Here is a 24,536-nt window from a genome sequence, read left to right as displayed (position 1 = left end):
AAAGCGTGATGTACAGGATTTTATTTATGCCTTTTTTACAAATTCCTTCAGGACATCATCATGTTGCTGACACGATAGAAAATCATTTAAATCAATCATCAAACGACTTTCATTTTGAAAAAGTGGAAATGTTATCACACTGTTATGGCAAGGTGGAAATGTTTATTTCATCCTTTTATTTACAATGGATTGATAAATTTCCAAGGATATATAGCAAAATCTATAAAGCTGTCGTAAAAAGAAGAAAAAGCAGGAAAAGCTATTATATATACGAAGTCTTATTTTAAATAAAATAAAAAATTTAATTAAACAAACCAAGCCGGATATAATTATTTGTACACATGCCCTGCCATCCTACCTTCTAAATCAGTTAAAAAAAGAGAATATATGGACTGGACCAGTTATTAATGTGTACACCGATTATTTTATAAATGATTTATGGGGGATTGAACATATTAATTATCACTTTGTACCAAGTTTGCACTTTAAGCAGGAATTGGTAATGCGAGGTATAAAACCGAAGCAAATTTTCGTAACAGGAATTCCTATCGATTCCATACTCAAAAAAAAGAAAATATCCGGAAACAATGAAAATTGATAAGTGGAGGTAACATGGGTGCTGGTTCGATTCAGCAACTGCTGCAAACTTTAAATCCCTCAGGTTCTATTCTTTATAAAGTACTATGTGGAAAAAATGAAATGTTATTTCAACATATAGAACATCTAAATTATCCATTCATCAAACCGCTTCCTTATCTCAATTCAAAAGAAGAAATGAATCAATTATACGATGAGGCAAATGCAATTATTACTAAACCTGGAGGCGTAACCATTTCCGAATGCTTATGGAAAAGACTTCCTATCTTTGTATTTGAAGCATTACCAGGACAGGAGGAATTCAATTTAAATTATTTGAAAAGTCAAGGTTTAATATTTCATTTGGATATTTGGAATTCAACAAATAACATAGAGAATATGATAACTGATATCTTAATGAACGATTTATCAGCTTTTAATGAACGGTTAGAGTCCTTTTATATATGCTTTGCAAAAAACGATGTTTCACAAATAATAGAAAAAATATTAATGTCATAAAAATTGGATGTAAGATGACTAATAAATTTTTAAAATATGTACAAGATATACACGTAATAAATATTACAAAGGGGAGATTATATTGGCTCAACAACAAATTGACGTAAACCAATTAAATCAAGCGAAAGCAAATGTTACATTAACACAGGAATTGTTAACGCAAGCTATCGAAAAAAGCACATCAGATCAAGCACTGGCACAAGAAGCAATAAAGCAGGCTTCTACTGAAATTGCTTCAGCACAAACAACGGTAAGCCAAATTCAAAGTGCCATAATGACCCAACAATCAGAATCCCAATAACAAAAATAATGACCCATGTTCCAAGCGATGGTGCGTGGGTCATTTTCTCATTTTCTTCAAATAAATTGCGGATTTAGTAAGATTTTTTTTATCTTGCCGTTCATATATTGTAAACGAGCACATTATCTCAGCTCCCATTTTTCAAATTAATTCGGTATAAAATCTGAAATAATGTGCTCCGATTTTCAAGCTATTCTGGAATGTGCTCAACTATTTTCAAAATAATTCAGCTCCATACTCCAGAAAAAAGACCCTAAAGCGGGTCGTCAACTTTCGCATATTGATTTAAATCTACACTTACTTTGTAAACTACTTCTCGATGAAGCACGACTTTCACTTCTTTCTCTAATGTGATAAACCAATCTGTATCCTTCTCCAGAAATGCTTCAAAATACTGCTGCTGAATAAGAAGATGAAACGTATATCCTTGATCTAACCAATATGCTTCATGGCCAATCCATAGCCTCCATTCTCTATCATCATAATGAAAAACCAAGATCCCTTTTGTCATCATAAACTACTATCCTCGATAGCCAAGCGTACAACTTCATCATCAATTTGATTTTTCTTTAACTGGGCTCCAAACAGAAGACTATTCACTGTCAATGTGTTAACGACCCTCGGCCAGCCTTGAGAACGCAAACCAATAGCCTCTATTGCTGTATCCGTGAAAATAGGCATGTTTGCACCAGCTAAGTTGAGATGATGCTCTATATACTTTGCGATTTCCTCTTTCTCCAGAGGCTGCATCTCATACTTCATAATCAGTCGCTGCGCTAAGGGGCGATGGTGGTTTATCGATAAGCGTGTTTTGAGATAGGGAAGACCAGATAAAACTAAGATAAATGGGTTCGTTGAATCCATTTGAAAGTTAAATAGTAGTGCTAAATCCTGAAGAAACGAATCTTTCGCCAGGTGCATTTCATCCAGTATAAAAACGGGCGTCACTTTTCGTTCGTGTTTCAGTTGTTCCATTCCTTGTTGAATTTGACGAAATAAATCAACTTTCCGGAATTTCGGTTCTTCTCCAAGTCCATACGCTAAACCGCGATAAAAGTCCATCACTCCTCCTGTGGAAAGAGGGAAGTAGACGATATGATATAGAGACGGATGGAGCGATTCTTTAAAAGAACGCAACGTGAATGTTTTGCCGGTTCCGGCTTCACCTACGAGAAGTCCCATCCCTTTTGTTTCTTTCAAGTAATCAAGAGCGCCAAGTGCTCCTTGATAATCGGTGGATAAAAACGCATTTTCTGCACGTATATCTTTAGAAAACGGTGTTTGTGCCAAAGAATAGAATGTTTTATACATGGGTATCCTCCTCCAGCTCTTCCCGTTTGGTAAATGGAGACCGGACACGTTTGGCGTGGGCATTATCTTTCATTGATACGGGGACTGCCTCTGCTACTTTTTGGTCGTCCTCGAACACAAAAATACCTTTTTCATCAAAACGGACATCGATAGATTGTCCGATAAAACGTGGAGGCACCTCATAAAGCTTTCCGTTTAGCGTAATCGTGCTGTCTGCCTTTACTTTTCGATGCTCTCTTTTCAAGAAAACCGTATCCAGAATCAATGTATCCTCCAAGAAATGCACGTTTTCTAATTGACTTTGATACACTTCATGTGGTGTCTTTCCTTCTAAAGAAGCATGAACCCGGCGATGGTATTCCTCTTCTAACCAGCGCCAGAATCGCTCATTCAATTCCTCCAAAGAGTCAACGGGGTCGGCCTGCAGAAGAGGATAAAATCTGGTTTGGATCGTTTTAAAAATCCTTTCTACCTTGCCTTTAGCACGGGGATCATACGGTTGTGTGTGTATTAACGTAATCCCTAATTGTGCACAAGCATATTGTAGGGTTTCCGAACGATAGATTTTTCCATTATCCGCATAAATGAGATTGGGTTTCCCTCTTCGAAGCAGTGCTTCCTTAGTCACTACTCTAACACCATCAAATTTTTCCGAAGTAAAGAATTGGCCAAATGGCACCAATCGGGAACAATCATCAATGTACAGAATCAAAAATGTTTTTTTCTTTTTTCCATCTATCGAAATATAAGGACCATGCGACAAATCCGCCTGCCATAAATGGTTAACATGTTCATGTGCAAACCTTTTTCGCTCCGGGATGGCACTTATTTTTTTGCCAACAAGGTTGTGTTTTTTCAATAATCGGTTTATAGTAGAGTAAGATATATTATTTTTGTTGATTTCTCCTTGTTTGATGAGCTGTTCGTAGAAAACACTCACAGGCATATGGAGAAATTTTTTTCTTATATACAGGATTTGATCCTGATCTTCCGGCGTTAATCTCCTGGAATTCCCCCGATCTGTTCTTTTCTTCGGCTTTAATGCGATGAATCCACGTTGTCGATAGTGATACAGCCATTCCTTTATTGTTTTTTCTGCCACAGTTCGCTTACCATAATAAGGAACCGAATGCACCTTGCCTTCCAACTGTTCAAAATAAGTCTTGGCATCGATCTGTTCATTTAATAATGGCGCAATTAAGCCATATCGAAATAAAGCTACTTGTTCACGTTCTTTTTCTGTCATGGAATCTTCCTCCTTTTTGATGAGAAGGACGACCGGTCATCCATAAATTTATTCTATCTTTTACGACATCCTTTGAAAACGCAAAAGGTATGTGGAATCGTAATTATTTTTTTGGGTTTTGAAATACGGCTGGATTAATTCGCCATAAAGTAGGTCGATAAGTGATTCCAGCTCCTTCGTAAGAAGGAAGATTCGCCAATATGCATAATCCTTTTCAAATAGTTTAGAGGCTCTTTTTTTCCTTTCTCCATTGTATTTTTTCTCTTCTCCTCATCTACGAAATAACTATGTATCCAAGGAACCCCTTTTAAAAAACGTCGCACATGGAATGTACATAATTGACGGGGACCATTTCCTTTTTTGTTTTCCAGAACTTCTCTTATCCTTTTTAAAATCGTGTGAAGAGTGTATTGAAAATAAGGAAGAAGAAAGTCCGGCAGGATCGAAAAACTCATTTCACACAAAAGACATTTCAATCGGCAGATTGGAATACGTAATGTGGCATCTTCTGTGATTCCATTTCTCCAATAAAAACCGTGACGATAAACATTTCCTCCACCCGTACAATGACAATTTGGACATTGATCCAATACTGGAAATTCATTTTCTTTACCTCTTTGGACGTATTCCTCTATACTTATTTGAAAATCATGGGATAGAATCATTCAAAAACCTCCGAAGGAATTTGAACAAAAATTAGCACATTTCTTCAGAGAAGTACAGCAGTAAAGCCGGAGAAATTTGAAAATTATATTGCTTTTTTAGAAGAAATAATGTGCTCGTTTACAATATAATCATTACCATAATGTTGCAGATAATATGAATAATCTTGAGGTAACTTTATATTATATTTTCCTTCTAGATTATTTATATGGTTTTCATTCCAACTAATATCAATCTCTTTTACATCGAAATCAATTATTGTTTCAAGCTTTTTTTTAAATTGTTCCATTTTTTAATACCCTCCTCGTAAATCTGATGCCGGACCAATATGCGGAATATTTCCATGCAAATCAGTTGGTATTAATTCTATTACTGTACTTGACTTATGGTGTGGTGTAACACCCGCTTGTTTTAGTAATTTCTTTGCAGCATTTTTTGATGGCAAATTATATTGGTGCTGAATTTGTTCATACACTAATGAAAAGTCATTTGGTGTACCTGTTAGTTTTCCTTTCTCAAATACTCACCCTCTGACAAAGGTGAAAAGTTAGGTCTACCATTAATAAATTCTACACCTTCACCATTTGTTATATTTTTTACTTCAGGTATATCAGAACACCATTTTCCATCCATTTACCATTTGTTCTTGGTAATCTTGTTGTTATTGGATTATTTACACCCTTATCTCCACTTCCATTGTCCTTAGTTGAACTACTACTACTCTTACCAATGCATTCTTCCCATGTTTTCAAAGAAATGTATCTTTTGCTAACCATCCTTCAGGGTTAATTATTTTTAAGTACCCTTCCCTTAAACGCCATATCCATAAGTTCTCCATGCTTCAATTAATTCTTTTGAAAGCAAATCTTTATATTTATTAATTGCGCTTTCTTCGACTTCACTATTTTTCTTAAAATCATTTTTAATGGATTAGCTACTGTCTGGTTTGGCTTATGTATTGCAACTTTTGTTTCCAGCTATTCGGAAACTTTCTTTGTAATATTTACTCGGAAACCCTTGTTTACCCCATTCAACTATTTAGTATTTCAATGCTTCTTCTTTTTACTATATTCCAAGCAAATTATAACAAAACAGCACCTGACCTAAAACATCAAATGCTGTTTCTATAATTAATGATTATTTTTCTCTTCAAACTTACTCATCTTTTCCATTAAATCTAAATCAAAATGCTCCTTATCTTTACTTATATACTTATACTCGAAATACTTTGTTCTTGCTGCTGGACCAAATTCGCTTTTATGCCAATCTGCATAATCATAATGTACTTTTAATTTTCCTTCTGCACTCAATAGTATTGTCACAGAAAACCACGGAACTTGGTCATTATTAATAAATACTTTTTGAAGTTCTATTGTTTTTTGAAATAATTTATGGAATTCTTTATAATAAGTGACTTTATCTATATTAAATAGTTTAGATATATAGTGTGAAAAAATATATTCTTCTTTTCCTTTTGGTGTAAAAAAGAAAAATATACCTCCTTCTTCATCTATCGCTTCTCCATTAAAATAAAATTTCTCCCATTCTATTGGTATCATCTCATTAATTTGTTGGGCAATTTCTCTATATGCTCTGTTTAGTTCCATTTCAAAACTCATTAAACTCATCCTCCTGATTGATTAGCAATTTCACGTAGTACCGAGAATTGACCTTCTATCTCGTACTCCACTATAAAAGAATTTGGTCGCATAGAATTATTAGAATACATAGGTTTAATACTAACTGATACTTTTTTAGGCGGCACTTCTTTTAATGCATTCGCCCACTCTGTTTCCATGTTATACCATTCTCCACCAGCACGATTAAGCTGACTATTTTGCGCAACCAAATTATCGGCATCCACATCTACGATTCTACCAATTTCATCCGTTGTATACTTATAACCGTCTTCTGTTACATAACGGGTATTAGGCGTCAATTCTTTTCTGCCATATCTGCCTCTAACGATATGTTCCCCATACGGTACTTCTTTAATTTGAAAAGCATTCTAAATAAAACAGCACTTGATGACTAGCCAAAATGTCAAGTGCTGTTTCTATATTTACTGATTATTTTTATCTTCAAACTTACGCATCTTCTCTATTAAAACCAGGGACAGTGAACCTGTTGTCCCTGATGATCATTATTTTTCCACCTTGATGATGCCAAGCTTTTTACTCAGGTTCATATAAACTATCTAAAAACCCATTAATATTTCTGGCTAAATAATGCATATTTTCCATAAGTTCATCCGTTTCCTGTTCATGGTTCCAAAAATAAATTTGTTCAAAATATTTTTCATTTACTCCTAAACACATTTGGACCGGTTAATCCTATTCTACCAAAGTTTAGAGCCCTTTTTTATGTTTTTTTATAAAATTGGTTCGAAATTCAGGATGAACTATATGATTCGTCACCGATTAATCGATACCATACGCAAAGATGAAAGAGCAAAGGAGCGCTTGGCAAAATTCAAACAGCAATATCAAGTAGATACAACGAGTGGAAATTATCGTAATCCAACAGGTGTAAATCACTTATTAATCGAGGAAGAAGAGGCTGCTGGAATGAAAAGAGAAATGAATCGAGCGTTTTGGAAGCAGGTGAGGAGTTTACTTACAAAAAAGCAATGGAAATAGGGTGGGGACTTTCCTTAATAAAGAACACGGGGACAGGCAGGGGACAGATGCCTTGCTAGGTTAGAGAAAAAATTGGGACAGTGAACCTGTCCCTGTGGCCTGTTATATTTCTTGCTCAACTAAATCTAATAACTAGAGAGATGCGGGGGCAGGTATCCATAGTATCCTCTTACTTTTAAGATTAACAATTGTATAAGTGTAATTTTACTTAAAAAGCGTTTCTAGCTCAACTAATTCTTTCAGAAACGGTTTATCATGACCTTCAGGTGGAATCTTCTGTCCCTTAGTACCACATGTCTATTTCAGTCTGTGAAAGTTGAGTAGATTAAATTTAATCCTTTAATAAATCATCATCTAAAGAAATATCAATATCATCTAAATTTATATTATATTCCCTTTCATGAGACATAAATTTTAAAATAAACTCTTTAAAAGAATTTGCAATTAAATAAAAATGTTCTCTACCCTCTATAGTCTTTTCTCTTTCGTGATACCAATAATACACTTTTCCTCTATACTCCTCTTTTAAACCTATACATATCAAGTCTCCTCCACCAGCATCTGCAATAGGCATAATATCAGTACCTAAAACCTCAATATAAGTTTGTATAGCTAATTCAATATCGTAGTTATCATTTGTAATGCCATAAAAATAGTTTATCGAATCAAAACCATCCTCTGGGGTTACTGGAGTACTCTCAATTGGTTGATACATTATGCCATCTTTTATAAAGCTTCCGCCATATTCCAGTAAAAATTCTTTATAATCTAATGGAATATTTATATTATAAATACGTTCTATCTCATTAGTACTGGCATTATAATTATCCCTTCTTATTGTACTCATATCCATATCAATAATTTCATTTAACTTACTTTTTATTATTTCATTCACTTAGTTTTTCCTCCTCTGAAATCAGATGCAGCACCAATATGTGGTATATTCCCTTGCAGATCAGTTAGTATCAATTCAATTTCAGTAGAACTTTTATGGTGTGGCGTTAATCCCTTTTCTTTAAGCCAAGCTTTGGCCAGATTGTTTGTTTTAAATCCTTTTAACTGTTTAATTTTTTCATAAACTAGGTTAAAATCCCTTTTAGTTCCATCTAACACACCTTTTTTAAATTTAATAGTACCTTTACTCCATGGAGTGAAATTAGGCCTTCCATCAGTAAATTCTACCCCTTCACCGTTTGTTACTTTTTTCACCTCTGGATTATCTGAATACCATTTTCCATTACCAGGGTTTCCTTCCCATTTACCATTTGTTCTTGGTAATCTTGTTCTTGAACTATCTATACCCTTATTAAAGTCTCCACTATTCTTAGTTGAACTATTACCATTACTCTGACTGTCCTAACTAAATGATAAGCCCCAGTAGCATCCTGCACAAGCCCAATCTCCGGCATTTGTTGTCGAATCCACTCTCGGATATTAGTAAGTGTTGGTTATTTTACACCATTAGGTAGTATAAAACTACTTGCTGTGGAAGAATTTGTATTGTTATCAGTCTGTGGCACAGCTTGTGATCCCGATGGTTTACTACTTGGTGATGGGACATCTGGACTTGGTGTTGGTCTACGAATAAACATCAACGTTCCCAAGGAGAGTACGTTTGCTATATGTTCTTTGGAATTTGGATCCTCTGGCGCAATTGCGCCTTTCGCTGTGTCTACTCCTCCCATTGTTAACCAATTAGCAAAGTCTGCTGGAGAGTTAAGCATATTTTCACCATAGCCAACTATGCCTCTATACGTATCTTTCCCGATATCTAAGGCACCTAGCGTTAGATAATTCGAAAAGTCATAAAATGAATTCATCTTGTTATCGTATAATTCTTTTTGATTATTTTCGAAACGAGTAACTGTATCCTTCCCTAACTCTACTGTATTGTTAACGGTCTTCTTGAAACTATTACCTAATTCCGTAAAGAAGTCTTCTTCCTCCACTTCCGGCGGCTTTAATCTCTCCTCAGGAATTTTCTCTACGAAATGATATTTCATAACTCCATCGTGATCCATGTAAGAGCGAACAATTCTTCCATCTTGCAGGGCTGATGAATTTTCGCATCAGGTCACCACGTCTGTTCGTGATCGGGATTATGCGACCATTCAAGAGTTTGATGCATTGGATAAGCATGACAAATACTTTTTGATTCGCTTGAAAAAATCCATGTATACACCAAATCGAAAAAGCATGCGCCGTTTGAAGATGGAAGACAGACATGTTTTAGACGATTACACAGCCGAAATAGGAAAGGTACAAAAACAATCAGAACATCGTTTTCTTGTCGTTTCCTTTTATGATAATGAAGAAAATACACTTCGGGTTGGCATTAATCTGATGTATTTATCTGCCGAAGAAATTTACAAAGATAAGAAGAGGAAAACATACTATTACAGTACGTATGTGAATTTACCAAATGGAGAAAGAAAACGAGATATGAAAAGAGGTTTTAAAACCAAGAAAGAAGCTAAAAATGCTGAAATTGATTTCCTTTACAATTTTGATATAGAAGATGAAGAAAATTTATCTTTTGAGAAAATAGCTGATATATACTTGAGTTGGTATAAAAAAAGAAGGAAAGAATCATCTTACACGAAAATAGAAAACGTGGTGCGTATTCATTTAAAACCGTTTTTCGGACGTAAGAAAATAAAATAAGCATCACCAAAACAGCTTATAACAGAAAGGTAACAATCACAAAGACACAAGCCAGTCACAGAACAGTTATTATGCTAGTCTTATCCCAATTAAAAGCATCCTGGGAACATTACAAACCCGGATATGTGGCATTTGGAGAATTTCACGATCATGTTTCTACAACTACCATAGATAACAATTTCGATAAATATGTAAAAGCAACAGGAGTTAAAAAGATACGTATACACGATTTCAGACACAGTCACGCCAGTTATCTAATAAATAAAAACGCAATGCCTAGTATCATTGCATAGCAATTAGGTCACAGAAATATAAGTACAACTTTAAATATATATAGTCACTTATACCCGAGTACAGAAAAAGAAGCCGTACTTCAAATGGAAGACGACTTCAAACCCGCTAAGATATACAATTTTAAATAAGTGTTGCCAGTTTTGTTGCCAGCGATTTGCAAATGTTGATATGACAGCATTTATAGACATCTAATGGAGACGGAGGGAGTCGAACCCTCGTCCAGAGATATCGCCACTCAAGTATCTACACGCTTAGTTGGTATATTATCATTCGCTCTCATGTCAGCCTACCAACAGGCTTCCATGGAGCTAGTCTGATTAAGTTCTTCTGCCCATCCTCAGACCGTGGATAGCAGTATAGCCCGCTTCATTTGAGACCCTTCAATCTGCCACACGGGCGATGGCAGGAAGGATCGTTTTAGGCTACTTACGCAGCTGCTAAAACAGGTTGATTGTTTTCTTTGCCAGTTATATTTAGGCGTAACGTTTTACGAGCCGTAACCTCGACGTGCAACTTGAGCTCAATCTATCCCTGTCGAATCCGTAACGTCCCCGTATAACATACAGGGAATATTGAAACTCACTTCAATTATTCAGCTGTACCTTGTTTCAGTAGTATTGTCTGTATATACAATGTCATACTAGGAACAAGGGTATTCTTCATTATAACAAATAAAACTAAAAAGTCAAGTATCGAGCGAATTAACGCATATTTTCTTTTATGGCCCGATCCACATCCCGCTTCATCTGTTTCCGTTTCATATCTTCACGTTTATCGTATTTCTTCTTCCCTCTTCCAAGACCAATTAATACTTTTGCATACCCATTTTTAATATAAATCTTCAATGGAACCAATGCATAACCCTGCTGCTGCGTCAAACCGATTAATTTATCGATTTCTTTCCGATGAAGCAGTAATTTTCTCGAACGAGTCGGGTCATGATTATAACGGTTCCCCTGCTCATATTCAGCAATATGCAGGTTGACTAATTGCACTTCCCCTTTTCTGTCTATTCTGGCATGTGCATCCTTAATATTCACTCTGCCATTGCGAATAGACTTGATTTCCGTTCCTTGCAGCACAATACCTGCTTCAAACGTATCTTCAATAAAATAATCATGGGAAGCTCTTTTATTTTGCGCAATGGTTTTTCCGTTTCCTCTTGGCATTTGACATCATCCTCTTCCATTGAACTTTTAAAAGTCCCTGTCCAGCTGTAGATATAGTGCCCACAACCGAATCCTCTATATATCTTACCAAAAAACTTGCCTTATCTCAAAAATATATTGTTTTCCCTCGAAAAACGATAAAATCTCTTTTCTAGAGATTTTATCGTTTTGGTTTATTTTTTTTCTTATTTTTGGCTTTTGGTTTGCCATTTGATTTCGATTTCGTTTTTGATTTCTCTTTGGTCTTGGTTGAAGACGGAATCACTTTCCCGGAAGGTTTCTGTTTTCTTTCTTTCCGGCGCGGAGAACCCAGGGATGTCAATTCAAAATCAACCGTATATTCTTCCAAATTAACATCGGCCACTTTAATATCAACTTCATCACCAACCCGGAATACTTTTGCCGTCCGTTCTCCAATCATGGCCTGACTGCGTTCATCATAATGATAATAGTCATCTGTTAAGTAGCTGACATGAACGAGTCCTTCCACTGTATTTTCCAGTTCGACAAACATACCGAAATTCGTTACAGAGCTGATAATACCAGTGAACTCTTCCCCAATTTTATCTTTCATAAATTCCGCTTTCTTCATATTATCGGTATCGCGTTCCGCATCAACGGCCCGGCGTTCCATTTCGGAAGTATGGCGGGCGATTTCCGGCATTCTGTCCTTCCAGTGCTTCATCGTTTTCTTGTCCATTTTCTTTTCAATTAAATAGGTACGAATTAATCGATGCACAATTAAATCTGGATAACGTCGAATCGGCGATGTAAAATGCGTATAAAAATCCGTTGCCAACCCAAAGTGACCTACACTTTGTGGAGAATATTTCGCCTGCTGCATCGAACGCAGCATTAATTTCGAAACAATCATTTCCTCTGGATCATCTTTAATCGAGTCCAAGACCTTTTGCAACTGCTGCGGATGGACCTCATTGGCTGTTCCTTTCACGGAAATACCCAAACCGGCTAAGAATTCATAGAATTTCTCCAGTTTTCCTTCATCCGGTTCCTCGTGAATGCGGTGAATAAACGGAACATCCATCCAATGAAAATGTTCGGCAATCGTTTCATTCGCAGCAAGCATAAATTCTTCAATCAATTTTTCCCCAACGGAGCGTTCGCGAATAACGACATCAGTCGGATGACCTTTTTCATCGACAAGTACTTTGGCTTCTTTAAAATCAAAATCAATCGCACCGCGTCCGAAGCGTTTTTTACGCAGAATAGCTGCGAGTTGCTCCATATCTTCAAACATTGGCACAAGCGGCTCGTATTTTTTGCGCAGTTCTTCATCCTTATCTACTAAAATCTTATTCACATCAGAATAAGTCATTCGCTCATTCGAATTAATCACACTTTGAAAAATTTCATGGTTGACGACATGTCCACTTGTATCAATCTCCATTTGACAGCCGAGTGTTAAACGGTCAACCTGCGGGTTCAAAGAACATATCCCATTTGATAAACGATGAGGAATCATCGGAATCACCCGATCAACCAAATAAACACTCGTTCCCCGCTCAAAGGCCTCTTTATCCAGAGGTGTTCCTTCATCTACATAATGACTGACGTCTGCAATATAAACGCCAAGCTGGTAATTCCCATTATCCAAACGTTTAACACTAATAGCATCATCAAGGTCTTTAGCATCTGCACCGTCAATAGTTACAATAACTTCATCCCGTAAATCCTTTCTTCCCTGTATATCATCCGGGTGAATTTCTTCCGGGACGTTATTTGCCTGCTCAATGACCTCTTCCGGAAAATCGATGGGAATCCCGTGCTTATAAATAATGGAAATAATATCAATGCCCGGGTCGTTTTTATGACCGAGAATTTGAACAATTTCTCCTTCTGCACTTTTTCTTCCCTCCGGATATTTGGTGATGCGCGCAAGTACTTTATGGCCATCCACAGCTCCGTGCATACTTCCCTTTGAAATAAAAATATCATTGGGTATCCGCTTATCATCCGCGATGACAAATCCAAAAGAACGATTATCTTCAAACGTGCCGACCACTGTAACAACAGCTCGTTCTAAAATACGGATAACCTTTCCTTCGGGGCGGCCTTCATCCATGTTTTTCTTTTCCAGTCGAACAAGTACTTTATCCTTATTCATCGCTGAACCCATATCATTTGCATGAATATACACATCGGTTTGATTTTCGTCCTCTGGAATAAGAAAAGCAAAACCTTTTGCATGCATCTGGATTGTTCCCTTGATAAGATTCATTTTGTCGGGAAGACCAAATCGGTTTTTCCTTGTGCGGACGAGTTCTCCTTCTAATTCCAATTCATTTAGGGCAATAACCAATTCTTTAAATTCTGTCGCATCTTCTAAAGCCAGGCCTTCTTCTAATTCCTGTATTGATAAAGGCTTGGTGCTGTTTTCTTTAATATAATCTAAAATGCGTTCTTTCATTATTTCACCTTCTTTCTTTTATCTTTTCTGCTTTATACTCTATACTTCCCAATCCAGGCTCTCTAAAAACATATAGATATCCTCGTGCAGCTGTTCCTTTTCTTTATCCATTGTAATAATATGATGGGAATTCGGATACCATTTTATCTCTTTATGGGTAGTTTCTACATTATCATAGATGTATTTCGCACTGTCTGTATTAATCATTTCATCCTTTTCTGCCTGTACGACAAAGGTAGGTGTATAAATCATATCAATATTTGATTTTACCTCTTTAACGGTTTCGCCTACTCCCCGAAAGAGACTCTCTGATTGCTCTATAAGCGCGTCCATTTCTTTGTCAATAGCCGTTTCGTCCTTCTGCTCGAATTGTTTAAACTCTCTGGAAAACTTCTTGAAGCCTTTTGTCAGCTGTTTCTCATTATCAAAATACATCGGCGCGCACATAGATACCATTCCTTTAATTTTCTCCGAATAAGCAAGTTTTAAACCTAATACGCCACCTAAAGATAGACCTGCCACTGCAATTTCCTTATAGCCTAAATCTCTCAAATAGTTATATGCAGCTTTCACATCTGCCCACCACTGATCCGGATTACTTTTTATTAATTCCTCCGGAGGCAGTCCATGTCCGCGATATATTGGTGCATGGCTCGTGTATCCTTTTTTCTCGAGAAAACGTCCCAGCATCCGGACATCCGCGGAGTGTCCGGTAAATCCATGTAATAATAAAACAGCCCGCTCACCTGCTTCGAATGTAAACGGCTGTGGTAATTTTATTTTCACAATTATTCATTCCCTTCATCTTCCATAAATCATTTTAGCCCATTCTATTTTAGTATACCCTGTATCACGCAAAGCGAAAATAAAAAAACCTTATCACAAAACTGCGATAAGGGTAGTATTTATTGCAATACGTATGCTGCTATAAAAGCTAATATAAAGAACAGTACACCCGTAACAATTGTTGAACGGTGAAGTACTAAATCAAGTCCGCGCGCCTTTTGCTTTCCAAATAGCTGTTCTGCACCGCCTGAAATCGCTCCTGATAAGCCTGCGCTCTTTCCAGACTGCAGTAACACTAGCGTAATCATCACGATAACGTCTACCACTAATAAAACATTAACCACAGTTAACCACATGTTTTCAAACTCCTCCTATGTTCCGACAATCCTACTCTATACTTTATCATACTTTTAATTTGTTGCGCAAGATGGAGTTGTGCACGTGGTCTTCATCCACATTAATAACAATTTTTTATTCCCTCTTTCCATTTGTTCCAAACCTGTCCTCCACGTATAATGAAATTAGAATTGCGGTGTTAACAGAAATAATAACCATACCTGTAAAGTTACCAAAGGAGGGAGATTTTCATGGAAATTAAAAACGACTGGCTGGAGGTCTCTGACGGCGCAAGCATTTTTATCAAACAATGGTTACCCGACAGCAGACCAATCGGTATCTTGCAAGTTGCCCACGGTATGGTGGAGCACATCGAACGTTATCATGACTTTGCTGCTTATTGTACTTCGTTAGGTTTTATCGTCATTGGCAATGATCACCGCGGTCATGGCAGAACAGGCGATTTAGGAATACAAGGTTACTTTACAGAAGAAAATGGCTTTCAGCGAGTAGTTACAGATTTATACGAAATCATGCAATACGGAAAAAAAGCCTTTCCATCTCTTCCTTATTACTGCTTTGGGCATAGTATGGGTTCTTTTTTAATGCGACACTTCATTCAGCATCATAGTACCGAAATGGATGGACTCATACTAACTGGAACTGGACATTATTCCAAAGTGCTCGCAACAACAGGGAAAATGGTAGCTTCTCTCTTGCCACCTAAGAAAACCTCCCCTTTCATGAATTGGCTCGTTTTAGGAAATGGTATGAGACAGGATAAACATTTCAAGCACGAATGGCTTACAAGAGACGAAGCATATGCCGCAGCTTATGAAGCAGATTCCTATACCGGCTTTATTCCGACAGCCCGTTTCTTCTATGATTTATTAGAAGGTATTTACCAAACCAGAAACCGAAATCTCAACCAAAATATACGGAATAACCTCCCTCTTCTCCTTATCAGTGGCGGGGAAGATCCAATTGGGCAATATGGAAAAGGCATATGGAAAACAGCTGCTCTTTTTCAAAAAAGCGGGCTGGAAAATATTCTCGTTCACGTTTATGACGGGGGAAAGCATGAATTATTAAACGATACCTGTCGGAATGAGGTGTTTGCGTTTATAGGAGCCTGGCTTTTAAATCATGGAAAATAGAAACAAAATCCATTTATTTTATCTGCGCACGTGTCGTCCCGCCAGCCTTGCATATTGGCACACGCTATTTTAACATAGATATGTTATAATTATAACTATAGTTCTATTAAAGAAAGGATGCTCTTATCATGAAAAGAATGAATGGAATTGCTGCTTCCAGTGGAATTGCCATTGCTAAAGTATATGAACTCAAAGAACCTGATTTAAACTTTGACAAGACATCAATTGATAATCCAGAACAAGAGATTGGGCGTCTTGAAAGCGCACTCGAAACCTCCAGACAAGAACTGGAGAAAATTAAAGCACATACATTAAAAGAAATCGGCGAAGAACATGCAGAAATTTTCTCTGCACATTTGCTTGTATTAGGTGATCCGGAGCTTATCAATCCGATCAAAGATAAAATTAAAAATGATAAAGTTAACGCGGAAGCTGCTTTAGATGAAGTTGCTACCATGTTCATCAACATGTTTAAAGATATGGATAACGAATACATGCGTGAACGTGCAGCGGATATTCATGATGTAACGAAACGCGTAATGTCTCACTTACTGCAGGTTTCCTTCCCGGATCCGGCGCTTATCGATGAACAGGTCGTTGTTGTCGCAAGAGACTTAACGCCTTCTGACACCGCACAGTTAAACCGTGAATTTGTAAAAGGGTTTGCAACGGATATCGGCGGCAGAACTTCCCACTCTGCCATTATGGCCCGCTCTTTAGAAATCCCTGCGGTGGTAGGTACAAAAGAAATTACCGGCGCAGTGAAAAAAGATGATCAAATTATCGTGGATGGTATTGATGGCGAGATTATTATTAATCCGACAGATGAAGAGATTAAGGTATATGAAGAAAAGCAAGCTGCATTTGCCAGACAACAGGAAGAATGGGCAAAATTAAAAGACGAGCCTACCTTCTCTGCAGATGGCGAACAAGTCGATCTGGCCGGAAATATTGGCACACCAAACGATGTGGAAAGTGTGCTAAATAATGGCGGCGAGGGCGTTGGTCTTTACCGCACTGAATTCTTATACATGGGCAACTCGGAATTACCTTCAGAAGATGTTCAGTTTGAAGCGTATAAATCAGTCTTAGAAAAGATGGATGACAAGCCTGTCGTTGTAAGAACACTCGATGTCGGCGGCGATAAGGAAATCAGCTACTTAGATTTACCACATGAAATGAACCCATTCTTAGGTTTCCGTGCTATCCGTTTCTGTTTAGAAAATGAACATGTATTCCGTCCGCAATTGCGTGCACTACTGCGTGCAAGTGCTTATGGTAATTTAAAAATTATGTTCCCAATGATTGCTACACTTGAGGAATTCCGTCGAGCAAAAGCGTTATTAATGGAGGAAAAAGACAATCTTCAAAAAGACGGTGTAGAAGTTTCTGACAGTATTGAGGTCGGAATCATGGTAGAAATCCCGTCTACGGCAGTGATTGCAAAACAATTCGCTAAAGAAGTTGACTTCTTCAGTATCGGTACAAATGATTTAATCCAATATACCATGGCTGCTGACCGTATGAATGAACAGGTTTCTTATCTGTATCAACCATACCATCCAGCAATTTTGAACCTGGTAAATAACGTCATTGAAGCCGCTCACTCTGAAGGAAAATGGGTTGGCATGTGTGGAGAGATGGCTGGAGATTCTACAGCTATTCCATTGCTTCTTGCCCTCGGCCTGGATGAGTTCAGCATGAGTGCCACTTCTATCCTGCCGGCAAGAACACAGATTCTTGGACTGGATAAAAAAGAACTTTCTAATCTGAAAGAACAATTCTTATCTTCAAGCACTGCGGAAGAAGTTCTTGCGTTGGCGAAAAGTAAAATTAAAAAATAAAATTAAGTCCTCGGTGATTGTTATAATCAAACAACCATCGAGGATTTTTATTTTAATACATCCGGTACATTCCTTGCGAGTTAGGAGTAGTATAACGAAATCCAAATTTTTCATATAATTTATCAGCAGGAATATCAGCGATTAAACTGACGTAAGAACCTTTGTATGTATGACTATCTAAATAGTTCACAATTTCTTGCATAACACGCTTCCCAAGCCCTTTTCCTTGATAACTTGGTTTAACCACAATATCTACTACATGAAAAACAATTGCCCCATCACCTACTACTCTACCCATACCAATCAACTTATTATCATCATAAATTGTCACAGCAAACAACGTATTTGGTAGCCCAATTTTAATCGCTTCTTTTTCCTTATTACTTAATCCTGCCTCGACACGGAGCTGGTTAAATGCTTCAATACTCGGAATTTTGTACTTGATTTGATAACACTCATTCATTTATTTTCCCATCCTTTTTAACTATTTATTTCTTTTATTATTTAAACATACCTTGAATAACTTTAATATAATATTTTCTTAGCTACTCCTATTAAAAAGCACTATTATGCTTAAATATAACAACTTTCATCATGGTAGGAGGGACCTTTGGATTTTCGCAGCAAGTATAATACGTACAGTTATACTGCACAAGAAGCGAATAAAGCTTGGAAAGACAAGATTAAAATTTTATTGATATCATTATTCTATTCAGTATGCCACAGATATAGGATGAGAGGTGGAATTTATTCAAAAACTCTATCTGACATCGGTATTGCATTTATAATAGAAAGTCATTATTCTAAACCAATTTTAGCAGTAGCTAAAAAGCAATGCAGCAGCTATTCTATTTTTTCTTTTATGCTTGATCATAACAAATAAGACTAGTTTAAAGCCAGACTGTGCTAATTTAATTTTATATAAAGCACTAATCCACCATATAAAAGCCTTGGTTCCGTAATTGCAAAAGCATATAAAGTGTAAAAAAACAATGGATATTATCTTGTTCAAAATCGCACTCTTGATGACCGTTTACTAAAAGGAAGTTGAAAAGGAACGTAGATGTTCCTGCAATGATATAATAATGAAACAACTTAACCAATCTTGATGTAGGCTCATTACAAATAGTACCTTTTTTTCTTTCAGCAATTTTAGACTATCTCAATAATTCACAATCAATATCAATCATTATATACTTCTTATTAGTATGTATACCCTGATTTTTAAATGTTAAAAAAGCTACCCGGAAGGCAACGTTAAAATATATTTATGTATTAAATTGTTCTTGATGCTACTCCTATACTTGCTAGAACAGTGTTCAAAATAATCAGAATCCCCTTGTTTGGATAAGAAAGAACTCTCTCTTACTTAAATAGAGAGCTCTTTCTTGTAATCTCTTCTTAACAGGGATCTTCCTATTAAAAAATCTTATTTAAATTATCAATATTGACTCTTGCGCTTTCCAGTGGATTACCATTAAAATCTTCCTGCTCCACTATAAACCATTCGACATCATGCTCTTTTCCAACGCGGAGTAATGTTTTTAAATCAAGTATACCCGATCCTATTTCTATACTCCGTTTTTTTTCATTCTCTTCTTTCATATCTTTTATATGAAGGGATACAATCCGGTTCCCATATTTATTGATAATATCAGTCGGTTCGTAACCCGCATATGTTGCCCAGAAACAGTCCAGTTCAATCTGCACAAATTCTGGGTCCGTCTGACCAAATAAAAGATCAAAACCTGTTTCTCCACCAAATGTCTCAAATTCAAAGTGATGATTATGGTAGGCAAATGTCATCCCGTTATCTTTACATCTTTGTCCAATTTCATTTAATTTTTCAGCTGTCCGTTGATAGTCTTCTTTGGTTTTCCGGTCTTTTTCAGGTAGCCAGGGACAAATCAGCAGGCTGTTTCCAATCTCTTGATTATAAGCCATCGTTTCTTTCAGCTTATCTCCGACCAATTCATCAAGCCCTGTGTGGCTGCCTGCTGCATCAATTCGTTTATCGTCCATTAATCTTTTCAATTTCTTTGCAGGTGTCTGAAAAAATCCTGCAAATTGGATTCCCTGATATCCCATGTCTGCCGCAAGACTGATAGTCTCTACTAAATTATCTGCTGCTGCTTCACGTACAGAATAAAGCTGCAATCCAAATGTACCCATCAATCCATCCCCTATCTGTTTGTAAATTCTTTACATAGTCACTTTTGTACAATTGATTTGATAGAAACGCCGTATATAGATTAGTTTATTCAGCAAAAAATTTCACCGGTTCTCCCTTGTCAGCAGATTCATAAAGTCCATTAATAATTTTTTGAATAATCACTCCCTGTTCTGCGGTACTGATTGGCTGCTCTTCGTTCAAACAGCAATCTACAAATCGTTCCATTTGTAATTCATAATTACCTTTTACTGGTAGAAAGGATGGTGTAATATCTATTAATGTATGATGTTTTTCTTGGTACATTTTTAAAGGAAAAACATCTGCTCCTCCATCCTCGCCCATCAACGAAACAGACATTTCATCATGTTTCTCTGTATTTGCGGCAAATGCCGATTCCAAAATAATCGACGCTCCATTTTTAAACGTTACCATTCCTCGTGCCATATCTTCTATAGAGAAGTTCTCCCAGTCCCAATGTCCTGCTAAGCCGACACCCGGTTTATTACCGAGCCTCTGATAAGTAACACCAAAAACAGTATCCGGTTCCGGGTATCCCATCAAGTAAAGTGCAGTGTCCAACATGTGTACACCAATATCAATAAGCGGGCCTCCCCCTTGGAGTTCCTTGTTCGTAAAAACACCCCAGCCCGGGATTCCACGGCGTCGGATTGCATGTACTCTTGCAGCATAGATTTCACCAAGTTCATTTGCATCAATAAACCGCTTTAAGGTATCTACTTCCTGTGTATGTCGAAAACTTAGCCCATAAGTCAATATTTTCCCGTATCGCTTTGCTGTTTCAGCCATTTTTTGAGCCTCCTCCACAGTCATCGCGGGAGGTTTTTCACAAATAACATGACAGTCTGCCTGAAGTGCTGCAATTGTTACACCAGCATGAAATTTATTGGGCGTACAAACACTTACTACATCAAGATCTGTTTCATTCAACATTTTCTGGTGATCTGTAAACACTTGATTAATATTAAATGTTTTAGCAGCGGCTTTCGCATTGTCTTTGGACACATCTGTGATAGCAACAATTTCCACCTTATTCTTCTGTTTCAGATAATTGGGGATATGCACCGCCGTCGCAATACCTCCTGCTCCTATAATACCGACACGTAAAACCTTGTCCATTCCTATTCCCCCAGTAATTCAATTAGTTCAATCCGCCGATTTTCTTCCTGTGATAAAACTGCCGCTTCGTTCAGACGGGTTAATTGAATAACATCTTCTTCTGTGATGGATGGTTTCGATTTGCCCTGTATTGCTGCAGCCCACTGTTCCATTGGAATTAGAAGAGATTCCGTCGCATCCTCAGGCTTTATCCATCCGTTCCCAGCGAATTGGCTGCTTCTTAAACGAATCTGTTCATCTTCAATAAGCAGTGTCCCCTCTGTTCCGTAAAGTTCTAATTGAAAAGGGCTTCCATCTGATAAGAAGCTTGTTTCAATAACTCCCAAGCTGCCTGATTCATATTCCAAAATAACAATAGCATTATCATCTGCACCAAGGTTTCTTGTGGAACGGAGTGATGCTTGCAATGCTTTCACAGGACCAGCAAGCCGGTTAGTCAAATAGAACGGATGCGCTCCAAGGTCAATGAGTGCCCCTCCTCCGCTCTGTGCTATATTAAAGAAACGTTCCGGCAGCCATCCATAATCCCCCTCTCCAGCAGCTACAGCACCATTATGTGCAAAACGGCAGCGTATTGTGGTTAAATTACCAAGCCATCCTTCGTCTACTGCTTTTTGTGCATACACATAATAATTCGTTGTGAGTCTTGGTAGGGAAACCATCAGGTGTACCTGATTTGCTTTCACAGTTTCATAGATTTCTTCGCATTCTTCAACTGTAAATGCCAATATCTTTTCCGTAAATATATGCTTTTTATGTTTTGCTGCAGTGATAATGATATCTTTATGCAAACTTGTCGGTGTCGTAACAACGACAGCGTCTATTTCCGAATTGTCCATGACAGATTGGAAGTCCCTTTCAAAGGGAACTCCCAGCTCCTCTGCCCATTTTCTTCCCCGCTCTTCCTCTTCATCCCAGACAAGCTGGACAGAAAGATACTCGTTTTCGTTCACTTCTCTTGCGTAATCATCTGCATGTACATGCCATCTGCTAAGTAATGCAACATTTATCATTTTTTTCCTCCTCTATATAAGACAACGTATCGTTTAGGTAAATATCTTTTATTTTATTTACAGGAAACACTCCGATTAAAAGTAAACTGCTTTTCCTGTCTTCGCAGATTCATAGATTGCCTCCAAAATTTGCGTAACCACAAGTGCTTCTTCAGGTTTTACCGTTGGTTCTGTATCATTTATAATACTCTCTATCCACAATCTTGATTCCAAATCGGCGTCATTTTCTGCTTTTCCTTCATAAAATGCTACACCACTAGTAGAGAGATCAATCTCTCTAGTATATAGTTTTCCGAAATCTTCCCCATTAATTCGCAAACCGTCTTTCATATCTGCGCCGCCCTCAGTACCACTAAGCGTACACTTCGCTTCGTCAACATCTAATGAATTTAATGCCCAGCTTGCCTCCAGGGTAATTGTTGCCCCGTTCTCCATTGTAATAAAACCAAATGCAGAATCTTCTACTGTAAATTTTTTCGGATCCCAGGGTCCCCATGCATTTGCAGCATCTTTCTTTTTGCCTAATTTATGATACGTGTTTCCCATAACCGATTTGGGTTTATAATTGTCCATCATCCATAAGGTAAGATCAAGCGCATGTGTTCCGATATCAATTAGCGGGCCGCCCCCCTGCTTTTCTTCATCCAAAAATACTCCCCATGTCGGTACAGCGCGACGACGAATCGCGTGTGCCTTTGCGAAATACACCTCTCCTAAATCTCCACGTTCTGTTACCTGATGCAGATGCTGACTGTCGGGTCTAAAACGGTTATTATAGCCAATCGTCAATTTCTTTCCTGTACGATGTGCTGTTTCTACCATTTGTTTTGCTTCCTCCGAAGTTTTAGCCATCGGTTTCTCACACATTACATGCTTCCCGGATTCCAGTGCAGCAACCGCTATTTCTGCATGAGAGATATTCGGAGTTAGAACATGCACCACATCAATCGTCTGATCTTCCAATAATTTTTGGTAGTCTTCATATACGGTTGCGTCTTCTGTTCCGTATTCCTGAGCTGCTTTTATTGCTTTTTCTTTCTCAATATCACAGAATGCTACTAATGTTACTTCCTTTATTTTTGATAGGCTTGGAAGGTGTTTCCCGTTAGCAATTCCTCCACATCCGATAATAGCTATATTTAATTTTTTCGTCATATTCAAATTCCTCCTGTTTTTCAAAAATATTTATATTCTCTTCATTTAATCAAAGCAAATTTCTGATTTCTTTTCACTGGATGCATACACGCCAGTGAGTATCTTCATCACTTCTACTCCATCCTCTACTGGACTGATGTTTTTTTGTTCTCCTTTTACACAGGAGATGAAATGGTCTATCTCCTTTTGAAATCCTCTATTAAAATCAAAAGACAGAAAATCAATCTGTGGTGTTGTATTTAAAATCGTATTATTTTTCTCCGCAATAATCTGTAATTTCGGTTCAATTTCAGCTCCTCCCTTGTCTCCGAACAGACTGACATTAACAGATTCCTCTTTTGCATGAAGTGTATAGCTAACATCTACCATCAATGAAGCACCATTCTCAAAACGAATGATTGCATTTGCCATATCCTCCACTGTATTTTTTCCAGGATCATAATCTGCCGCTTGATAAAAAGATTTATTAGCAATGTTCGAACGATTTCCAAGCTTATTATAGGTGTTTCCACTAATTGATTTTACTTTGGGTTTCCCCATCAGATACCAGCACAAGTCAATGACATGAACACCCAAATCAATTAGTGGTCCGCCTCCCGAACGATCTTTATCAGCAAACCATCCTCCTGGATTACCAAGCGCACGAATACAAGATGCTTTAGCATAATAAATCTCTCCCAAATCACCGGTATCGATAAATTTCTTTAAAACACGTGTGTTTGTTCCAAAGCGGCGGACAAATCCAACTTGCAGTGTCTTTCCATTACTTTTCTTTACTGCTTTTTCTATCTGATATGCTTCCTTCATTGTCTTACAAAGCGGCTTTTCAACTAAAACATGTTTGTCTGCCTGCAACGCTGCAATTGCGATTTCTGCGTGTGTATTATTCCATGTGCAGATACTTACTGCATCAATTTCAGAATCCGCCAATAAATCATGATAGTCCGTCACATATTTGGAAGCGCCATATTTCTCGGCTTTCCTGTATGCTCGATCTTTATTTAAATCACAAACAGCATAAATCTCTGTCTCCATATTATTTTTATAGGATTCAAAATGCATTTCAGAAATGGAACCGGCGCCAATAATACCAACTTTGATCCTCTTCACTATGCATCCTCTTTT

31 protein-coding genes and 1 other RNA gene are annotated in these 24,536 nt (G+C 37.4%); 10 read left to right on the top strand and 22 right to left on the bottom strand.

The window, feature by feature from the left end; genetic code table 11:
• Positions 1-5: 5 nt before the first annotated feature.
• The 4 genes from B7E05_RS06325 (at position 6) to B7E05_RS06310 (ending at position 1,396) form a co-directional block, all read left to right on the top strand.
• Positions 6-287, top strand: coding sequence for a hypothetical protein (locus B7E05_RS06325; RefSeq protein WP_143833190.1), 282 nt, complete (start codon positions 6-8; stop codon positions 285-287).
• Positions 269-598, top strand: coding sequence for an MGDG synthase family glycosyltransferase (locus B7E05_RS22655; RefSeq protein ID WP_080873411.1), 330 nt, complete (start codon positions 269-271; stop codon positions 596-598). Before B7E05_RS06325 ends, B7E05_RS22655 begins: the two co-directional genes overlap by 19 nt.
• Positions 599-612: 14 nt before the next feature.
• Positions 613-1,095, top strand: a complete 483-nt coding sequence (locus B7E05_RS06315; protein ID WP_080873410.1) for a glycosyltransferase — start codon at positions 613-615, stop codon at positions 1,093-1,095.
• 82 nt (positions 1,096-1,177) lie between these two features.
• Positions 1,178-1,396, top strand: a complete 219-nt coding sequence (locus tag B7E05_RS06310) for a hypothetical protein (RefSeq protein ID WP_080873409.1) — start codon at positions 1,178-1,180, stop codon at positions 1,394-1,396.
• A 253-nt stretch (positions 1,397-1,649) separates the two neighbouring features.
• On the opposite strand, the gene B7E05_RS06305 is transcribed toward B7E05_RS06310, so the two are convergent.
• The 8 genes from B7E05_RS06305 to B7E05_RS22085 form a co-directional block, all read right to left on the bottom strand.
• On the bottom strand, positions 1,650-1,910 hold the full coding sequence (locus tag B7E05_RS06305; protein WP_080873408.1) for a hypothetical protein: 261 nt from the start codon (positions 1,908-1,910) through the stop codon (positions 1,650-1,652).
• Complete coding sequence (locus tag B7E05_RS06300; protein ID WP_080873407.1) at positions 1,907-2,707, bottom strand: ExeA family protein; 801 nt, start codon at positions 2,705-2,707, stop codon at positions 1,907-1,909. Before B7E05_RS06300 ends, B7E05_RS06305 begins: the two co-directional genes overlap by 4 nt.
• On the bottom strand, positions 2,700-3,953 hold the full coding sequence (locus B7E05_RS06295) for an IS481 family transposase (protein ID WP_080873406.1): 1,254 nt from the start codon (positions 3,951-3,953) through the stop codon (positions 2,700-2,702). Before B7E05_RS06295 ends, B7E05_RS06300 begins: the two co-directional genes overlap by 8 nt.
• A 134-nt stretch (positions 3,954-4,087) precedes the next feature.
• Positions 4,088-4,618, bottom strand: a complete 531-nt coding sequence (locus tag B7E05_RS06290) for a DUF6431 domain-containing protein (RefSeq protein WP_080873405.1) — start codon at positions 4,616-4,618, stop codon at positions 4,088-4,090.
• A gap of 83 nt (positions 4,619-4,701) precedes the next feature.
• Complete coding sequence (locus B7E05_RS06285) at positions 4,702-4,905, bottom strand: hypothetical protein (RefSeq protein WP_080873404.1); 204 nt, start codon at positions 4,903-4,905, stop codon at positions 4,702-4,704.
• A gap of 841 nt (positions 4,906-5,746) precedes the next feature.
• The gene (locus B7E05_RS06280; RefSeq protein ID WP_080873403.1) at positions 5,747-6,235 is read right to left on the bottom strand and encodes an immunity protein YezG family protein; all 489 of its coding nucleotides are present in this window, start codon (positions 6,233-6,235) and stop codon (positions 5,747-5,749) included.
• A gap of 5 nt (positions 6,236-6,240) precedes the next feature.
• On the bottom strand, positions 6,241-6,555 hold the full coding sequence (locus tag B7E05_RS06275) for a DNA/RNA non-specific endonuclease (protein WP_245832988.1): 315 nt from the start codon (positions 6,553-6,555) through the stop codon (positions 6,241-6,243).
• 235 nt (positions 6,556-6,790) lie between these two features.
• Positions 6,791-6,934 carry a hypothetical protein gene (locus tag B7E05_RS22085; RefSeq protein WP_179134479.1) on the bottom strand — a complete coding sequence of 48 codons (144 nt, stop codon included), beginning with the start codon at positions 6,932-6,934 and terminating at the stop codon, positions 6,791-6,793.
• A gap of 87 nt (positions 6,935-7,021) precedes the next feature.
• Between B7E05_RS22085 and B7E05_RS06270 the strand changes: the two genes are divergently transcribed.
• Positions 7,022-7,255 (top strand): hypothetical protein, encoded by a 234-nt coding sequence (locus tag B7E05_RS06270; RefSeq protein ID WP_080873401.1) that lies wholly within the window; start codon positions 7,022-7,024, stop codon positions 7,253-7,255.
• A gap of 331 nt (positions 7,256-7,586) precedes the next feature.
• Here B7E05_RS06270 and B7E05_RS06265 read toward each other — a convergent pair whose 3' ends face one another.
• The 3 genes from B7E05_RS06265 to B7E05_RS06255 form a co-directional block, all read right to left on the bottom strand.
• Positions 7,587-8,150, bottom strand: a complete 564-nt coding sequence (locus B7E05_RS06265) for an SMI1/KNR4 family protein (protein ID WP_080873400.1) — start codon at positions 8,148-8,150, stop codon at positions 7,587-7,589.
• Complete coding sequence (locus tag B7E05_RS06260) at positions 8,147-8,464, bottom strand: hypothetical protein (RefSeq protein ID WP_080873399.1); 318 nt, start codon at positions 8,462-8,464, stop codon at positions 8,147-8,149. Before B7E05_RS06260 ends, B7E05_RS06265 begins: the two co-directional genes overlap by 4 nt.
• A gap of 239 nt (positions 8,465-8,703) precedes the next feature.
• The gene (locus B7E05_RS06255; RefSeq protein WP_080873398.1) at positions 8,704-9,276 is read right to left on the bottom strand and encodes a hypothetical protein; all 573 of its coding nucleotides are present in this window, start codon (positions 9,274-9,276) and stop codon (positions 8,704-8,706) included.
• A 106-nt stretch (positions 9,277-9,382) separates the two neighbouring features.
• Between B7E05_RS06255 and B7E05_RS22590 the strand changes: the two genes are divergently transcribed.
• A complete protein-coding gene (locus B7E05_RS22590) occupies positions 9,383-9,919 on the top strand; it encodes an Arm DNA-binding domain-containing protein (protein WP_342744981.1) in 537 nt (178 codons plus the stop codon).
• Complete coding sequence (locus B7E05_RS22585; RefSeq protein WP_342745021.1) at positions 9,916-10,212, top strand: tyrosine-type recombinase/integrase; 297 nt, start codon at positions 9,916-9,918, stop codon at positions 10,210-10,212. The genes B7E05_RS22590 and B7E05_RS22585 overlap by 4 nt, the downstream gene beginning before the upstream one ends.
• A gap of 190 nt (positions 10,213-10,402) precedes the next feature.
• On the opposite strand, the gene ssrA is transcribed toward B7E05_RS22585, so the two are convergent.
• From ssrA to secG, 5 genes are all read right to left on the bottom strand, one after another.
• Positions 10,403-10,766, bottom strand: a transfer-messenger RNA (tmRNA) gene (ssrA, locus tag B7E05_RS06245).
• A gap of 148 nt (positions 10,767-10,914) precedes the next feature.
• Positions 10,915-11,382: an SsrA-binding protein SmpB gene (gene smpB / locus B7E05_RS06240; protein ID WP_080873397.1), complete on the bottom strand. Its 468-nt coding sequence runs from the start codon at positions 11,380-11,382 to the stop codon at positions 10,915-10,917.
• A 160-nt stretch (positions 11,383-11,542) separates the two neighbouring features.
• On the bottom strand, positions 11,543-13,810 hold the full coding sequence (rnr, locus tag B7E05_RS06235; protein WP_080873396.1) for a ribonuclease R: 2,268 nt from the start codon (positions 13,808-13,810) through the stop codon (positions 11,543-11,545).
• Positions 13,811-13,849: 39 nt separating this feature from the next.
• The gene (locus B7E05_RS06230; protein ID WP_080873395.1) at positions 13,850-14,596 is read right to left on the bottom strand and encodes an alpha/beta hydrolase; all 747 of its coding nucleotides are present in this window, start codon (positions 14,594-14,596) and stop codon (positions 13,850-13,852) included.
• Between the two features lie 119 nt (positions 14,597-14,715).
• On the bottom strand, positions 14,716-14,952 hold the full coding sequence (secG, locus tag B7E05_RS06225; RefSeq protein ID WP_080873394.1) for a preprotein translocase subunit SecG: 237 nt from the start codon (positions 14,950-14,952) through the stop codon (positions 14,716-14,718).
• A gap of 231 nt (positions 14,953-15,183) precedes the next feature.
• Here secG and B7E05_RS06220 point away from each other — a divergent pair, with 231 nt between their 5' ends.
• Positions 15,184-16,089 carry an alpha/beta fold hydrolase gene (locus B7E05_RS06220; RefSeq protein WP_080873393.1) on the top strand — a complete coding sequence of 302 codons (906 nt, stop codon included), beginning with the start codon at positions 15,184-15,186 and terminating at the stop codon, positions 16,087-16,089.
• 128 nt (positions 16,090-16,217) lie between these two features.
• Positions 16,218-17,933: a phosphoenolpyruvate--protein phosphotransferase gene (gene ptsP / locus B7E05_RS06215; protein WP_080873392.1), complete on the top strand. Its 1,716-nt coding sequence runs from the start codon at positions 16,218-16,220 to the stop codon at positions 17,931-17,933.
• Between the two features lie 52 nt (positions 17,934-17,985).
• On the opposite strand, the gene B7E05_RS06210 is transcribed toward ptsP, so the two are convergent.
• Positions 17,986-18,396: a GNAT family N-acetyltransferase gene (locus B7E05_RS06210; RefSeq protein WP_080873391.1), complete on the bottom strand. Its 411-nt coding sequence runs from the start codon at positions 18,394-18,396 to the stop codon at positions 17,986-17,988.
• Between the two features lie 147 nt (positions 18,397-18,543).
• Here B7E05_RS06210 and B7E05_RS06205 point away from each other — a divergent pair, with 147 nt between their 5' ends.
• Positions 18,544-18,816 carry a hypothetical protein gene (locus tag B7E05_RS06205; protein WP_080873390.1) on the top strand — a complete coding sequence of 91 codons (273 nt, stop codon included), beginning with the start codon at positions 18,544-18,546 and terminating at the stop codon, positions 18,814-18,816.
• 536 nt (positions 18,817-19,352) lie between these two features.
• On the opposite strand, the gene B7E05_RS06200 is transcribed toward B7E05_RS06205, so the two are convergent.
• The 5 genes from B7E05_RS06200 to B7E05_RS06180 form a co-directional block, all read right to left on the bottom strand.
• A complete protein-coding gene (locus B7E05_RS06200; protein ID WP_080873389.1) occupies positions 19,353-20,105 on the bottom strand; it encodes a sugar phosphate isomerase/epimerase family protein in 753 nt (250 codons plus the stop codon).
• An 85-nt stretch (positions 20,106-20,190) separates the two neighbouring features.
• A complete protein-coding gene (locus tag B7E05_RS06195; protein WP_080873388.1) occupies positions 20,191-21,243 on the bottom strand; it encodes a Gfo/Idh/MocA family protein in 1,053 nt (350 codons plus the stop codon).
• Between the two features lie 2 nt (positions 21,244-21,245).
• On the bottom strand, positions 21,246-22,256 hold the full coding sequence (locus tag B7E05_RS06190) for a Gfo/Idh/MocA family protein (protein ID WP_080873387.1): 1,011 nt from the start codon (positions 22,254-22,256) through the stop codon (positions 21,246-21,248).
• 75 nt (positions 22,257-22,331) lie between these two features.
• Entirely contained in the window at positions 22,332-23,411 is a 1,080-nt protein-coding gene (locus B7E05_RS06185; protein WP_080873386.1) for a Gfo/Idh/MocA family protein, read from the bottom strand.
• 45 nt (positions 23,412-23,456) lie between these two features.
• Positions 23,457-24,521 carry a Gfo/Idh/MocA family protein gene (locus tag B7E05_RS06180; protein WP_080873385.1) on the bottom strand — a complete coding sequence of 355 codons (1,065 nt, stop codon included), beginning with the start codon at positions 24,519-24,521 and terminating at the stop codon, positions 23,457-23,459.
• Positions 24,522-24,536: the final 15 nt, after the last annotated feature.

Source organism: Oceanobacillus timonensis (assembly GCF_900166635.1).
In the GTDB taxonomy this organism is placed as follows: domain Bacteria; phylum Bacillota; class Bacilli; order Bacillales; family Amphibacillaceae; genus Oceanobacillus; species Oceanobacillus timonensis.
Note: the sequence above shows the minus strand (reverse complement) of the source record. Positions and strands in the feature narration are given on the sequence as shown.